The sequence below is a fragment of the Nocardia sp. CDC519 genome, from assembly GCF_059509835.1.
On record NZ_CM183377.1, the window covers coordinates 5,361,325 to 5,376,732 of the forward strand.

The following is a 15,408-nucleotide window of genomic DNA, read 5'->3' on the forward strand; positions in this document are numbered from 1 at the left end:
CCGGATCGACGCAGCCGTCGATCGCGTTACAGCCCATCTCCGTCGGTCGAGACGTAAGTGGCCTCAGATACTGGAGTGGACGATTCGTTACGAGTTCGTGTCAAACGACCTACTGTGGCGGCAATCCGGAGCACGTACGCATCCCGCGGATTGAGCGGATCACGCCCGGTGATCTCACCGATTCGTTTGAGGCGGTAGCGAACGGTATTTGGATGGACGTACAGCTGACGGGCACACGTCTCGACCGCTCCACCGCAATCCAAGTAGGCATCGAGAGTGTCCGCCAACGCCGATCCGGCCGCGGCCAACGGAAGGACAAGATACTCGTTCAGCGCCTCGATCGCAGCTCGGTCCCCCAGCAACGCCCGTTCGGGTAGCAATTCCGAGGCGTGCACCGGCCGCGGGGCGCCTCGCCAGCCGATCACCGCCTCCATACCGGCCAGTGCCTCCAGTGCGCTGGCATGCGCGGCGCCCAAAGTGCGCGTGGTCGGTCCGATCACCACCGGACCGTCGGAGAACACCTCGTTCAACAGATCCGACAGGAACGACGACACCTGGGCGGTGTCGTCGAGATGCCCGCTGACCACCATCACCAACCGTGAACCCTGCACCACCGCCAGCGCGGCGCGTCCGTGCCTGGCGGCGATGGTGTGCACCCCACCGACCACCGAGACGCCCTGATCCCGTGGCGGGGTCCCGACGAGCACGGTGGCGGGCGCGGTGGCGTCCCAGTTGAGCGTGGCGGCCCGCGACAGCATGTCCGGGCCGGTGTCGCCACGCACCACGGCGTCGACGACCAGCGCCTCCAACCGGGTATCCCAGGCGCCACGGGATTCGGCGGCGCTGGCATACACCGAGGCGGCCGCGAAACCGAGCTCACGCCCGTATCGCAGCACCGCCTCGGTGAGCGCCACCAGCTGCCGGTCGTTGCGCGCCAGCGCGGGCAGCCACTGTTCGAAGAACTCCATGGCCACCCGGACCATGTCCACGGTCTGGCGCAACGTCAACCGTCGCGCCAGATCCTGCGGAATCACCTGGAAGGCGTCCAGGCTGAACCGGATATCGCTGTCGGGATCCTGCAACCACTCCAGGAAGTTCACCACCGCGGTCTGCACCAGCATCTGGACGCCGGCCCGCTGCGCGGCGTCCAGATCGGCGAAGAACGGCAACCTGTCCTGCATCGACCCGACAGCCTCGGTGGACAGCCGCCCCGAGAACTGCTTCACGCGTTTGAGCAGCGTGTCCGGGAGCGGGTCGCGGGTCTGCCGGTTCGGTGAGAGCGCGCCGGTCGGCAGATACACCTCGTGCTCGGAGGAGCCGTCGGAGATCCGTCGCGGCCGCGGCGGTTTTCGATCCACCCTCTAATGGTGCGCTATTCGGTTTCTCCGTCCGCGCCCGCCACCGGCTTCGGCGCGGCGTCGACGTCGTCGATGCGGTAGCGCTGCGCCGCCTCGGCGAGCACCGACTGCTCGACCTTGCCCGCCCGCACCAGGGCCTCCAGCGCCGCGACAGCGATGGATTCGGCGTCGACATTGAACACCCGGCGCGCGGCCGGACGGGTGTCGGAGAAGCCGAAACCGTCGGTGCCGAGGGTGACGAACTCACCCGGCACCCACTGACGCACCTGATCGGGCACCGCGCGCATCCAGTCGGTGGCCGCGATATAGGGGCCCTGGACCCGAGACAGCGCCTCGGTGACGTACGGCACGGCCGCGTCGGTGCCGGGCGCGCGCAACGCCGCGATCTCCTTGGCCAGCGCTTCCTTGCGAAGCTCACCCCACGACGTCACCGACCACACATCGGCGGCCACACCCCATTCGGCGAGCAGTTCCTGCGCGCGCACACCGTCGGGCACGGTGACGCCCGAGACGAGGATCTGCGCACGCACATCGCCGTCGGCACCCGGCTTGTACAGGTAGATACCCTTGAGCAGCCCGGCCACGTCCAGATTGTCCGGCTCGGCCGGCTGCTGGTACGGCTCGTTGTACAGGGTGATGTAGTAGAAGACGTTCTCGCCGCCGAACACATCGGCCTCGTCGCGGGTGTGCGACTCGATCCCCGGCATGGCGTACGGGCCGGTGTCGGGCTTACCGCCGCCGTACATCCGGCGCAGGCCGTCACGCACGATGTGGGCGATCTCGAACGCGAACGCCGGATCGTAGGTGACCACGGCCGGGTTGGTCGAGGCCAGCAGCAGCGAATGCCCGTCGTTGTGCTGCAGGCCCTCGCCGGTGAGCGTGGTGCGACCGGCGGTGGCGCCGAGCACGAACCCACGCGCCAGCTGGTCGGCGGCCGCCCACAGGCCGTCACCGGTGCGCTGGAACCCGAACATCGAATAGAAGATGTAGAGCGGGATCATCGGCTCACCGTGGGTGGCGTATGAAGTGCCCGCCGCGGTGAACGACGCGGTGGAACCGGCCTCGTTGATGCCCTCGTGCAGGATCTGGCCGACCGTGCTCTCCTTGTAGGCCAGCATCAGTTCCGCGTCGACCGAGGTGTAGAGCTGGCCGTTGCGGTTGTAGATCTTCAGCGACGGGAACCACGAGTCCATACCGAAGGTGCGGGCCTCGTCGGGAATGATCGGCACGATCCGCTTGCCGATCTCCTTGTCCCGCAACAGCTCCTTCATCAGCCGCACCAGCGCCATCGTGGTGGCGACGTTCTGCTTGCCGGAGCCCTTGCGCACCGAGCGGTAGGCCTCGTCACCCGGCAGCTTCAGCGGCTTGGCCGTGGTGCGCCGCTCGGGCAGGAACCCGCCCAGCGCCTTGCGCCGATCCAGCATGTACTGGATCTCGCGGGCCTCCATACCGGGGTGGTAGTACGGCGGCAGGTACGGATCCTTCTCCAGCTCGGCGTCGCTGATCGGGATGCGCTGCAGGTCGCGGAAGTCCTTGAGGTCCTGCAACGTCAGCTTCTTCATCTGATGGGTGGCGTTGCGGCCCTCGAAGTGCTTGCCGAGGGTGTAGCCCTTGATGGTCTTGGCCAGGATCACCGTCGGCTGGCCCTTGTGCGCCATCGCCGCGGCGTAGGCGGCGTAGACCTTGCGGTAGTCGTGGCCACCGCGCTTGAGGTTCCAGATCTCCTGATCCGACAGGTCCGCCACCAGTGCCTTGGTGCGCGGATCGCGGCCGAAGAAGTGATCGCGCACGTAGGCGCCGTCATTGGCCTTGTAGGTCTGATAGTCGCCGTCGGGAGTGGTGTTCATCAGATTCACCAGCGCGCCGTCGCGGTCGGCGCCGAGCAGCGAGTCCCACTCGCGGCCCCAGATCACCTTGATGACGTTCCAGCCCGCACCGCGGAAGAACGACTCCAGCTCCTGGATGATCTTGCCGTTGCCGCGCACCGGGCCGTCCAGGCGTTGCAGATTGCAATTGATGACGAAGGTCAGATTGTCCAGACCCTCGTTCGCCGCGACCTGGATGAGCCCGCGCGATTCCGGCTCGTCCATCTCGCCGTCACCGAGGAAAGCCCACACGTGCTGATCGGAGGTGTCCTTGATGCCGCGATCGTGCAGGTAATGATTGAAACGCGCCTGATAGATCGCGTTCATCGGACCGAGGCCCATCGACACCGTGGGGAATTCCCAGAAGTTGTCGAGCAGGCGCGGATGCGGATACGACGGCAGGCCCTTACCGGGACCGCCGTGGCTGTATTCCTGCCGGAACCCGTCCATCTGATCGGTGGACAGCCGGCCTTCCAAGAAGGCGCGGGCGTAGATACCGGGCGAGGCATGGCCCTGGATGAAAATCGAATCGCCGCCGCCGGGATGATCCTTGCCGCGGAAGAAATGATTGAAACCGACCTCGTACAACGCCGCCGACGACGCGTAGGTCGAAATATGGCCGCCCACGCCGATGCCGGGGCGCTGCGCGCGATGCACCATGATCGCCGCATTCCAGCGAATCCAGGCGCGATAGCGGCGCTCGACCTCTTCGTCGCCGGGGAACCACGGCTCGTTCTCGGTGGGAATGGTGTTGACGTAATCGGTGGAGGTCAGCGCGGGAATGGAGACCCGGCGCTCACCGGCACGCTCGAGCAGGCGCAGCATCAGATAGCGCGCACGCCCCGGGCCCTCCCGGTCGAGCATGTCGTCGAAGGATTCCAGCCATTCGCTGGTCTCCTCCGGATCGATATCGGGCAGGTAGGACGCCACGCCTTCGCGGATCACCCGGACCCGTTCGCCGGTCTGACGGCCGGCGGACGATCCGTTCGCGTCGCGGGCACCGGGCGGCGTGGAATCGGGTACAGCGGGTTGCGCTGGAGCGGAAGAGTGGATCAGGTCGGTCAAATCTGCTCCTCGTACATGGGGCGGACAAGCTGATGGCGTCTGTTTCCCCGGGCGGCCACTCTGGTGGGCGGACCACCCGTTTACGAAAGTCCGGGCGCACCCTCCATCCTTGCCGAGGATGCGTCCCAGGTCATCATGTCAGCCACAAATCCAGTACGGTTTCTCCTCGACGGGTTACTCGGCAGTTTCCGGTGTGGACCGGTGTTCGGGGGCTGCCCGGATATCGACCAGGACACGAGAAATGAGAGCGGGGAGGACGATGAAACTGCTGGACCCACGCGGGGTCGGGCTGGTGTGCGCGGCCGCAGCGCTGATCGCGGGAGCGACGATCGCGGGCTGCTCGAACAGCGTGGACGGCACCGCCGCGCCCAATGCCGCCGACCTGTCGGCCTACAAGACCTATGCGGCGTCGTCCTCGGCGGCGGCCACCTCCTCACGCAAGGCGGCGGCGCAGGCCAAGGCCATCGCCGACAACTGCGGCCAGTTCCCCGTCATCACCGGCGTCGGGGTCAGCAAATACAACGAGTTCGTCGACGCGCACGACTCGAACGCCCCCGATTACGACGCCAAGCGCGATACCGCGGCGACCACCCTCGAAGACGCCGCCAACAAGGTCGAGGCGGGCGTCAACGCGGCCAAGGACGATCTGCCCGAAGACCTGAAGGGCAAGCTCACCGAGTACGTCACCGCCGCGCGGGCGTTGGCGCAGGCCACCAGGGGTATGCACTACACCGCGCCGGTGGGCCCGCTCAACGACGCCAGCCGCCGGGTCAACGACGCGCGCAACGCGGTACGTGACGACTGCTCGGCGCGCTGATCGCACTCGATTTCCCGCGACATCCGGTGGCCAATTCATCGGATCGGCTTGCGTTGCGGCCGATAACCATGTTCGCTTGCACCTACCTGTAGTCGGCATATTGAGGAGGACACCACCGTGGTCGCCGCGGCGGACGCGCAGAATTTCGCTCAGAAGCTTGGCATCACCCACGGCTTGGTCGTCCAGGAGCTGGGCTGGGACGAGGACACCAACGACGACCTTCGGGCCGACGTCGAGGAAACCATCGGAACGGAACTGCTGGACGAGGATTCCGACGAGGTCATCGACGTCGTGCTGCTCTGGTGGCGCGACGGTGACGGCGACCTGGTCGACGAGCTGATGGAGGCGATCGGACCGCTCGCCGACGACGGTTTCATCTGGGTGCTCACCCCCAAGACCGGCCAGCCCGGCCATGTCGATCCCAGCGAGATCGCCGAGGCAGCCCCCACCGCGGGCCTGACCCAGACCTCGGCGATCAGCCTCGGCGATTGGGCGGGCAGCCGCCTCGTCCAGCCGAAGGCACCCTCCAAACAGCGCTGACCGGCGTTTCACCTAAGGTTGCGGCCGGGCGATGTGTACGCGCCGCCCGGCCGGGCCCGACATGATGGAGGATCAGCGATGCCACTCGAGGTAGGCACCCTCGCGCCGGACTTCACGCTGAAGGATCAGAACAACCAGGAAGTCAGCCTGTCGGATTTCCGGGGCAAGAAGAACGTGCTCGTGGTGTTCTTCCCGCTGGCGTTCACCGGCATCTGCCAGGGCGAGCTGTGCAAGGTGCGCGACGAGCTGCCCAAGTTCCAGAACGACGACGCCGAGATCATCGCGATCTCGGTCGGCCCGCCGCCCACCCACAAGATCTGGGCCGCCGAACAGGGCTACACCTTCCCCCTGCTGTCCGATTTCTGGCCGCACGGCGCCGTCGCCCAGACCTACGGCGTGTTCAACGAGAAATCCGGCTACCCCAACCGCGGCACCTTCGTCGTCGACAAGGACGGCTACATCCGTTTCGCGGAGATGAACGCCCCCGGCGAGCCCCGTGACCAGGCAGCTTGGGAGAAAGCGCTCGCCGCGCTAGATTCATAACCCGTCGCCGCCGGTTACCCACCGGCAGCGCCCGGGCGTATAGCTCAGTGGTAGAGCTCTGGTTTTACACACCAGCGGTCGGGGGTTCGAACCCCTCTGCGCCCACCGGCACGCCCTCGGTCTCCCGCAGACCGGGGCGTCTTGAATTGCGAAGCCCGCCGGCTAACGGTCCCTCACACGGGCGCGGCCCCCGCTGTGTCCACGGCCGTGCACCGAACCCCTGACCGCGCCCACGCGAAAACCTGCGATAGATCTCCGTAACCGGACGCCGCAGCGCGGAAGTCGTTGCGCCGGGAGGCAATTGCGATAAGGATGGCGGAATGAGCACGGTGTCGGTGTCGACCGAGCTGCCGATTTCCGCCGAGGAGGCCTGGCGGCTGGCGCAGAAGCCGGAGATGTTCGAATACGTTCTGGCGCCGATCATTCGGATGACCGGACTGAACCTGCCGGAACGGCTGGAGGCGGGCGCGTCGGGGGTGGCGCGGATGTGGATGTTCGGCGTCATCCCCGCGTGGACCCACCACATGACCGTGGTACGGCTCGAACCCACCGAGATCTACACCAACGAGCACGGCGGCCCGGTGCGCGTCTGGAACCATCGCCTCACCTTCACCCCACTCGGCGGCAACCGCTGCCGCTACACCGACGAGATCGAGATCGAAGACGGCTGGCGCGCATTCGGCCTACGGCAGTTCGTCACGTTGTTGTTCCGGCACCGCCAACGCCGCTGGCGCACCTTCGCCGGGATAATCGCCGGCTGAATGACGCACCGCACGCACGCCCACAGATTCAGCTGATCCGGTTTCCGCGCACGCCCTCCGCTCACGGCGAGCGAACAACCTCCGCCACCCAATCGGCGTTGGGTTCGATCGCGTACGGCTTGGTCGATCGACGATCGGTCCAGCTCGGTTCCAGAAAGGTTTCGGCGGCCCAGCAGGTGTGCCGGTAGAACCAGCAGTGGTCGGCGGTGGTCTGGACCTCGGACCTGCGGACGATGACCCAGCCGCTGCCGTCGGCGCGCAGGCAATGGCTGCGGCCGTCGTCCGGACACTGCTGCGGGGTAAAACCGGCGGCCTTGTTCAGGACCTCGGGTTTGCCGTTGTTCTCGTTCTCACCGGCCAGCACCCGCAGGCGGTTCACCGGGAGAACCGAGCGCATGTCGCCGCCGTAGCCGGTGGTCCACACCGCGCGCACCCGCGGGTCGTGGTTGGGCGCCAGGTGAGCGACCGCACCGCCTTGGCTGTGTCCCCAGGTGGCGATACCGAGATCGCAGTCGACGGTGTCCAGCGCGCAGGCCGCGCGGAGCAGGCTGCGCGGTTCGTGCGGCGCGAACAGGCAGCGGGTCTGGTTTCCGTGATCGCCGGCCAGGGCGAGCACGGTGTTGTCGTAATCGACCATGAGGGCGACGAAGCCGCGGCGCGCCATCGCCGCGGTCACCGCGTTCGCGGCGGGGATATTGCCGAGCAGATCGGCCTGGGGGTCCTTGCCGAAATTGGTGCCGACGAAGTACAGGAACAGCGGATGGCGGGTGCCATCCGCCGACGCCGGCTCGAATCCGCGCGTCTGATATTCCCGTCGGCAGTCGGCGCTGTTGTCCACGGTCCCCGCGTACGTCGGCGGCAGCGCGATCTCCCGGACCACCTCCCAGTCCTGCGCCGAAGCCACGCCCACCGGGCCGGAGCAGCCGAGCAGCAGGGCAACCAGGCCCAAGAGCGTCATCCGCCAGCACGAACGCCCAGCTGCCCGAGCGCGCGCGTCACCATTGAGCACCAGTTCGTTCGCCACGGCGCCGAGCCTAGTTGCGCCCCTGCGGAGTTCCGGTCCTACGCGCCGAGAGACGAGTCCTTTCTCGACAGCCGACACCCGATTCACCAAGGCAGGCGGCCGACCCCACGGCACCACCACCTCGGCGCGAGCTTCTCGGTCGATCCTCCGCCCGGCCGAGCGCGGCGGCTCACCGTGTGGCCGGGCTCCGTTCGTCCGCGGGCGCTTCCTGCACCGCAGGCGAGGCGGGCTTCCCGCGCAGCTGTGCCGACCGCGCGAATGCGATCCAGGCCAGCATCAGCAGTGCCACCCACACGTAGGCGTCGCCGACCACGTGCTGCCCGATCGACCAGCCGAGCTCCCGATCCTCACCCTGCGGCACGTTCTCGTGCGGGGCGATGTAGAACACCCAGGCGGCGGCGATCACAGCCAGCGAGCAGGCGATCGCGGCCTGGCGCGGCAGCCGGCTCGCGTACGCGGCCATGATCAGCAGACCGGGCGCCACCCACACCCAGTGATGCGACCACGAGATCGGCGACACCAGCAGGGCGAGCAGCGCGTTGGCGAACAGCGCCAGCGGCGGCACATCGGCCACCTTGCGCATGATCGTGTACACCAGCACCAGCGCCAGCGCGGCCAGCACCAGCCAAAGAGCGGTGAAGGCGATACCGGAGATCCCGAAGCGGGCGAGCACGCCCTGGATGGACTGGTTGGTGTGGAACACCGATCCGGACAGTCCGGACATGTTGCCGCCGCCGAACCAGTATTCGAACGATTCGCGCGGCAGCACCGCGAAGGCGAGGGCGGTGACCGTCGCGCCGGTGGCGGCGGCGGTGATCGCGGCCTTGTAGTCACGACGCACCAGGAAGTACAGCACGAACGCGGCCGGGGTCAGCTTGATCGCGGCGGCGATACCGACCAGCACACCGCGCGGCCACTTGGTCTTCTCGGGCAGGCAGTCGGCGGCGACCAGGCCCATCAGGATCAGGTTCACCTGACCGAAGTCCAGCGTGGACACCGTCGGCTCGAGCAGCAACGTCAACGGCAGCGCGGTCGCGGCCGCCCACCAGCCGAGGCCACGCTGGTGCGGCCACATCCGGCGGGCCACCAGGAACAGGGTCAGCGCGAGCGCGGCCACCGAGACCGTGAAGTAGCTGACGACGGCCACATTCCACGGCAGCAGCGCGAACGGTGACAGCGCGAGCGCCGCGAAGGGCGGGTAGATGAACGGCAGTCCGATGCCGAACGACGTTTCCGGCAGATCGCCGTACAGGTCGCCGCCATCGCGCAGGGTGTCGATGCCGATCCGGTAGACCTCGAGATCGATGAAGCCTCGGGAGATGTGGTCCGACAGCCAGAAGGCGACGACGATCGCGAGCAGCGCCGGAATACACCACGGCACTACCCGGACCCACCGTGTGGGCGATGTGAGCAGACTATGTGTCATAAGGAGGGGTGTGTGTTGTGTGGCCCCGGACTCGGCTGGGCGTCGTTCCCGGTCGATCCTGCTTCCCGGCGTGTTCGGATTCCGACCACCTCCCCACTGCTCGACGACCTCGGCAACCATACACAAACGTGGCCTGTCGATGGGAACGAGGTGCGTCCGGCCCGCGTCAGGTCAGCCCGTGCTCGTAGGCGAAGGCGGCGGCAGCGGTTCGCGAGGTGACATCGAGCTTGGTGAAGATATTGGACAGATGCCGCGCTACCGTCTTCTCGCTGAGCACGAGCGCGGACGCAATGTCGGTATTGCTGTGTCCGGCTGCCACCAAACGCAGCACCTCGAGCTCACGGGGCGACAGCCCGGCCGGCGCCCGCGGGGTCAGCAGTGCGGTGACCTCGCGTTCGGCGGGCGCGGCGCCCAGTTCGGCGAAGACCCGACGCGCGGCGGCGAGTTCCGATCGGGCCGAATCCTCATCGCCGAGCGCTCGCAGCGCTCGACCGATATCGACCTGGCAGCGCGCCGTCTCGTACGGAGCCCCGAGCTCGGTCCAGATGCGGACCGCGCGACGCAGCTCCGGAACGGCCATGGCGCAGTCGCCGCGCGCTATCGCGACGCACCCGGCGGCCCGCGCCGCCATCGCGTGCAATGGCGCGCAGCCGAAGTTCGCGGCGATCTCGGCCAGCTCGTGGCTCAGCGCCACCGCTTCGTCCGTCTCCCCTGCCGCGAGCAGGATGTCTATCGCCGCGGGCAGTAGCCGGCAGCGGTGCACCGGGTCCGCCGCTTCGGCGACCAATCTGCGCACCGCTCCGAGCGCGGCGGCGGTACGGCCCCGGATCGACCAGAGCAGTGCCAGCCCGGGCTGTGGCTCATGCCCGTAATCGATCGCCCCGGTGTAAGCGTCGCCGGCCTCGTCGAACGCGCCGCGGATCCGCAAGACATCACCGCGCTCGGCCAGCGCAAGACCGGCCGCGGCCGGTGACTGGGCGATGAGGTAGCGGCGGACCGCCAGGGCGAACTCCTCGAGGGCTGCCTCGTAGGCGCCGTGCAGGCGCATCAGCTGCCCGCGGTGCACCGCGCATTGGCCGGTGAACAACACCAGGCCGGGTTGGTCGGCGCACCAGTTCGTCAACGCCACTGTCCATTGCTCCGCCCGGCCCAGGTCCGAGATCTCCTGACAGGCCTCGATCATCGAGCAGTAGATGTGCCCGGCGAACATCGTCGAGACGCCGCCTGCCGCGATACATGCCATCGCTTCGTCCATCAGCGCGAGCCCGCCCCGCACGTCCCCGCCGTACAGTGCCAGCCTGCCGTGCGCCGACAGGCCCATCGCGGTCAGGTCGGGGTCGCCGTAGCGGCGACCGTAGTCGATGATCTTGTCGGCGCATGCGGCCGCGGCCGGGTATTCACCGGCGAAGACGTTGCGCAGCATCACCGAAACCAGCACATAGCCATGTTCGACGACATCGTCGCCCACCTCGTCGAGTAGGCGCCGGGCCCGGCCCACCCAGCCGCCGGAGACCGCCGATTCGCCGGCCATCAGCAGGGTCTGTGCCAACCAGAACGCGCACCGGACGGCGGCGAGCCGATTGCCGTCGTCCACGTGCAGCTGATAGGCCCGCTGCATCGCCTGGATGCTGTCGTTGGTGTGGCCTGTGAGATAGGCGGCGGTGGCCAGCCGGGCGAAATCGTCGCCGCGCAAGGCCTCGGCGTCCGAGGCGGACAGCGCCTCGAAAGCCGCCACCCATTCCCGCCGCTCGTAGGCCTCACGAGCCTGCCGCAAACTGTCGACAACGCTCATAGCGCATCACCTGTTACAGGACGATACGCGCAGTTCGGCGCCGCGGTGGGCTCGCTGAGCGAGGCCCGGCCCGGCATCTCGTTGCCTGCCGGCGGGGCGGCGTTGCCGGATCGTCCGGTAGCGCCGCCGGACCGGCCCGCCCGGCCGGATGAACCTCAGGCCGCCGCCCGCACAGCGGTCTGCTCCCGTACCCGCGCATCGATCCGTCGCGCGACATACTCCGCGTCCCGACCGACTCCGGGAAACACCATCGAGGAAAATGCGTACTGGAAACTCAAGCCGCAGAAGTACAGGCCGGGCATATCGTCGACCACACCGCGATATTCCTTCGGCCAGCCGTCCTCGCCGATGACGGGCAGATCGATCCAATCGAACACCTGACGGAACCCGGTCGCCCACACGACGTTCTGCACGTCGACGACCGTGCCGTCGTCCAGTTCCGGGAGCCCATCGCGGACTCCGCTCATCCGGGCGGTATTCCGGCGCACCCCGCGCTCGGCCAGGTCGGCCCGCTTGACCCGCAGCATGGGTCCGCCGTGCAAGCGCACCTCACGCATCGCCTTCCTGCCGATCGGGGTGCGCCGGGTGAGTACATGCCGCCATAGGAAGACCAGCACCGGCATGGCGAACCTGATGGCAGGGCGGTCCCACCGCACCGGGATCTGGCCGCAGTCGCGGCCGCAGAGGATGGTCCGGTGGGTGCCGGCCACTTCGTAGGCGATGTCGGTGCCGGAATGCGAGGCGCCAACCACCAGCACCGGCCCCGGCGCCAACTGCCCGGGCCTGCGGTACCGGCTCGAGTGCAGTTGGGTGATCGCCGGATCCAGTTCCGCGGCGAAGTCCGGGATGTAGGGCGTGCGGCCGAAGGTGCCGGTCGCGACGACGACGTTGTCGCAGGTGATGGTGTCGCCGCCGAGCCGCGCCACGAATCCTCCGCCTGGCCGGGCAGTCAAGCGATCGACACCGGTTCGCATACGCACCGGCAGATCCCAGTGCAGCGCGTACCGCTCCAAGTAGTCGGCCACGTCGTCCTTGCCCGGATAGCTCCACGGATCCGCGGACGGGAACGGCAGCCCGGGCAGCCCGTCGTACTTCGCGGGTGAGTACAGGCGCAGCGAATCGTAATGGCGCCGCCAGTTGTCGCCGATGCGGTCATTGCGGTCGACGATCAGCAATGGCCGGTGCCGTCGGCGCAGCGCGCTCCCGGTCGCCAGTCCGGCCTGTCCGGCCCCGATGATGAGTGTCTCGATGTGCTGGGTGGTCATGGTCGCCTCCTGAACCGATGGTTACGAGGCTCTCGACGCTATGGTTCGGCTGCGGGCGCATGCTTCGGGCGAATTGCCCATTCGAGTGGGTGCGATCCTGCACGTAATCACCCATGTCCAGGCGCGCTGGATCCCGGGTACGGATCGGCTGCGGGTGCCGGCGACCGCTCGCGTTCTGCCGACGCGATATCGCTGTGGCGGTCCGCCCACGCCCGCTACGGCCCGGCTACCCCACGTCGCGACGCAGCCAGGTGATCTCCGCGCCCTCGCTGCCGCAGCGATAGACCTCGAGGTCTTCGTCCCAAGCCGTACCGAGGGCGCGGTCGAGTTCGGCGGCCAGGTCGTAACCGGAGTATTTGTCGAGTTCGCGTGCGGTTTGCAACATCACGCGCAGGCGCATCTCACCGATGGTGACGTCGCCGTTGGCGCTGGTGGATCCGTGCCAGAGGCCGAGGGCCGGGACGAAGCTGTAGCGCTCGCCGTCCACGCCTTCGCTGGGGTCCTCGGTCACTTCGAATCTCAACACCGGCCAGGAGCGGAGGGCTTGGGCGATGCGCGCGGCGGTGCCGACAGGGCCGACCCAGTCGCTGGTTGCCCGCAGTTGGCCGGCGGCGGCCGGCTGGGCGGTCCAGCGGAGTTTGGCGGGGGCTCCGAGAGCAGAGGCGAGGGCCCACTCGATGTGCGGGCACAGCGCGGCAGGCGACGAGTGGATGTAGACCACACCCGCCGTCGCATCCGCGAACTGACTCGATGCGCGCACCACAGACACCTCCAGCTTCGACGAGGAACGTCTTCCCCAACGGTCCGTCGAACTGGCGTTGCCCGAGTGTACTCGAGTGTCCGGTGTTACACCTGTTACTTAGCCGACGAGTTGCTTCGGCGTGTCGCCTCCGCGATCACCGCATCGCTGAACGGCGGCCACACCGCCCGTGCCCAATCGCCGAAATTCTCGTCGCTCAAGGCGAGACACGCCAAACCGACTTCCGGGTCGACCCACAAAAAAGTTCCGGATTGGCCGAAATGGCCATAGGTTCGCGGCGAGTTCGCCGAGCCGGTCCAATGCGGGGTTTTCCCATCGCGGATTTCGAATCCGAGCCCCCAGTCGTTGGGACGTTGCGAGCCATAGCCGGGCAGAACGCCATTGCGTCCAGGGAACTGGACAGTCGTCGCCTCGGCGTGGGTCTCGGCCGAGATCAGCTGCGGACGCAGCAATTCCGCGGCGAAGCGCAGCAGGTCGGCGGCACTGGACCGGCAGGCGTGACCGGCCGATCCGTCCAGCACCGACGCGGTCATGCCCAGCGGTGCGAACACCGCGTCACGCAGGTATTCGTCGAACGCGATACCGGTCTGTCCGGCGACGAAATCGGCGAGCACGTCGAATCCCGAGCTGGAGTAGATGCGCCGCTGCCCTGGCTCGGCCATCACCTCGGTGGTGTCGAAGGCCAGCCCCGAGGTGTGCGCGAGCAGATGCCGCACGGTCGAGCCGGGCGGCCCGGCGGGCTGATCGAGTTCGATCGCGCCTTCCTCGATCGCGATCAGCACGGCGTAGGCGGCAAGGGGTTTGGTGACCGAGGCCAACCGGAAGACCCGGTCGGCGTCGCCAGCGACAGCGGTCTCACCGTCGCCGAACACCACGCCGGCCGCCGCATGCCGGACCGGCCATTCGCTGATCTGCTCGAGTGCGCGCACGCAGCCGAGCCTACGAGACGAGCCCCGATACGATCGAGTAACCATGAGTGCGCAGCCCACGATCCACGGCGATGTGGCGGCCGGTTTCGGCCCCGTCGCCGACGCTTTCCGCCGCAATTTCACCCAGCACGGCGAGATCGGCGCCGCTGTGGCGATCTACGACGGTGCTCGGCCGGTGGTGGATCTGTGGGCCGGTCACCGTGATCGCGCACGGGCCGTGCCATGGGAACGCGACACCATCGTGCCGGTGTTCTCCTCGACCAAGGGGATGGCGGCATTCGCGCTCGCGACGGCGGTATCGCAGGGCCTGCTCGACTACGACCAGCCGGTGGCGAAGTACTGGCCGGAGTTCGCGGCGAAGGGCAAGGACGCGATCACGGTGCGGCAGTTGATCGATCATCAAGCCGGGCTGTCCGGGCTCGATCGTCCGGTGACGGCGGCCCAAGTCGCCGATCTCGATGGGCTGGCCGAGATCCTGGCCGCGCAGAAACCCGCGTGGCGGCCGGGCACCCGGCACGGCTATCACGCCTTGACTCTCGGCCTGTACCAGGGCGAATTGCTGCGCCGGGTGGATCCGAAGGGCCGCACGATCGGCCGCTTCTTCGCCGAGGAACTCGCGACGCCGCTGGGCTTGGACTTCTTCATCGGCCTGCCCGCCGAGCAGAGCCTCGACCGCGTCGCCGTCCTGTCCGCCACCAAGGGCCTGGACATCCTGCGCTATGAACGCGATATCCCGCTGCGCATCGGCGCCGAGGTCTACGCCAAACGCGGGTTGTCCTATGCGGCGCTGACCAATCCGCGCTTCGGCGCCCCCGCCCGTGCCGCGCGGCGGGAATTCCTCGACCTCGGCGTGGCCAGCCACGGCGGCGTCGGTTCGGCCCGTGCGCTCGCTGCCATCTACGGCGCCGCCGCCGGCCGCACCGGCACGCTTCCCATCGACGATGCGGTAGTGGATCGACTGGCCGCCGCCGACACCGCCGACGACGTCCCCGCCGACGATCTGGTGCTGCACACCAAGAGCCGCTACCACCTCGGCTTCCGGAAATCGCGCGGCGCGTTCCGATTCGGCTCCGATAAACGCGCCTACGGCACCACCGGCCTCGGCGGCTCCTTCGGATTCGCCGATCCCAGCACCGGATTCGGCTTCGGCTATGTCATGAACCGCCTCGGCATGGCCGTCCTCGACGACGTCCGCAGCCGCAATCTGCGCGAGGCACTACTGCGTTGCGCCGGCTGATCCGACCGCCGATACCGCTCGGCGAG

13 protein-coding genes and 1 tRNA gene are annotated in these 15,408 nt (G+C 67.9%); 6 read left to right on the plus strand and 8 right to left on the minus strand.

The genetic code is table 11. The annotated features are described in order from the left end of the window. Positions 1-26: 26 nt before the first annotated feature. Complete coding sequence (locus tag AC5W7N_RS24190; protein ID WP_375139400.1) at positions 27-1,328, minus strand: PucR family transcriptional regulator; 1,302 nt, start codon at positions 1,326-1,328, stop codon at positions 27-29. 44 nt (positions 1,329-1,372) lie between these two features. Beyond that, the gene (aceE, locus tag AC5W7N_RS24195; protein ID WP_195021524.1) at positions 1,373-4,168 is read right to left on the minus strand and encodes a pyruvate dehydrogenase (acetyl-transferring), homodimeric type; all 2,796 of its coding nucleotides are present in this window, start codon (positions 4,166-4,168) and stop codon (positions 1,373-1,375) included. A gap of 379 nt (positions 4,169-4,547) precedes the next feature. Between aceE and AC5W7N_RS24200 the strand changes: the two genes are divergently transcribed. The 5 genes from AC5W7N_RS24200 to AC5W7N_RS24220 all read left to right on the plus strand — a co-directional run bounded on the left by AC5W7N_RS24200 (position 4,548) and on the right by AC5W7N_RS24220 (position 6,949). Beyond that, complete coding sequence (locus AC5W7N_RS24200; RefSeq protein ID WP_163814150.1) at positions 4,548-5,105, plus strand: Rv2240c family protein; 558 nt, start codon at positions 4,548-4,550, stop codon at positions 5,103-5,105. 117 nt (positions 5,106-5,222) lie between these two features. Continuing rightward, positions 5,223-5,645, plus strand: a complete 423-nt coding sequence (locus tag AC5W7N_RS24205) for a DUF3052 domain-containing protein (protein ID WP_014349920.1) — start codon at positions 5,223-5,225, stop codon at positions 5,643-5,645. Positions 5,646-5,723: 78 nt separating this feature from the next. After that, entirely contained in the window at positions 5,724-6,188 is a 465-nt protein-coding gene (locus AC5W7N_RS24210; RefSeq protein ID WP_014349919.1) for a peroxiredoxin, read from the plus strand. A gap of 33 nt (positions 6,189-6,221) precedes the next feature. Then, positions 6,222-6,293 (plus strand) — tRNA-Val (locus tag AC5W7N_RS24215). Between the two features lie 215 nt (positions 6,294-6,508). Continuing rightward, positions 6,509-6,949 (plus strand): Rv1443c family protein, encoded by a 441-nt coding sequence (locus AC5W7N_RS24220; protein ID WP_163814149.1) that lies wholly within the window; start codon positions 6,509-6,511, stop codon positions 6,947-6,949. Positions 6,950-7,010: 61 nt separating this feature from the next. Here the strand turns inward: AC5W7N_RS24220 and AC5W7N_RS24225 are convergent, their stop codons facing one another. The 6 genes from AC5W7N_RS24225 to AC5W7N_RS24250 form a co-directional block, all read right to left on the minus strand. Then, positions 7,011-8,051: a hypothetical protein gene (locus AC5W7N_RS24225; RefSeq protein WP_495922239.1), complete on the minus strand. Its 1,041-nt coding sequence runs from the start codon at positions 8,049-8,051 to the stop codon at positions 7,011-7,013. A gap of 91 nt (positions 8,052-8,142) precedes the next feature. Continuing rightward, positions 8,143-9,354, minus strand: a complete 1,212-nt coding sequence (locus AC5W7N_RS24230; RefSeq protein ID WP_280213467.1) for a glycosyltransferase family 87 protein — start codon at positions 9,352-9,354, stop codon at positions 8,143-8,145. A gap of 211 nt (positions 9,355-9,565) precedes the next feature. Further along, on the minus strand, positions 9,566-11,191 hold the full coding sequence (locus AC5W7N_RS24235; RefSeq protein ID WP_163814147.1) for a LuxR family transcriptional regulator: 1,626 nt from the start codon (positions 11,189-11,191) through the stop codon (positions 9,566-9,568). Positions 11,192-11,346: 155 nt separating this feature from the next. Next, positions 11,347-12,456, minus strand: coding sequence for a flavin-containing monooxygenase (locus AC5W7N_RS24240; RefSeq protein ID WP_495922242.1), 1,110 nt, complete (start codon positions 12,454-12,456; stop codon positions 11,347-11,349). A 226-nt stretch (positions 12,457-12,682) separates the two neighbouring features. Next, complete coding sequence (locus tag AC5W7N_RS24245) at positions 12,683-13,216, minus strand: DUF3145 domain-containing protein (protein WP_036534963.1); 534 nt, start codon at positions 13,214-13,216, stop codon at positions 12,683-12,685. A gap of 95 nt (positions 13,217-13,311) precedes the next feature. Beyond that, positions 13,312-14,145, minus strand: a complete 834-nt coding sequence (locus tag AC5W7N_RS24250; RefSeq protein ID WP_195021155.1) for a serine hydrolase domain-containing protein — start codon at positions 14,143-14,145, stop codon at positions 13,312-13,314. Between the two features lie 43 nt (positions 14,146-14,188). Between AC5W7N_RS24250 and AC5W7N_RS24255 the strand changes: the two genes are divergently transcribed. Further along, entirely contained in the window at positions 14,189-15,382 is a 1,194-nt protein-coding gene (locus AC5W7N_RS24255) for a serine hydrolase domain-containing protein (RefSeq protein WP_194990632.1), read from the plus strand. Positions 15,383-15,408: the final 26 nt, after the last annotated feature.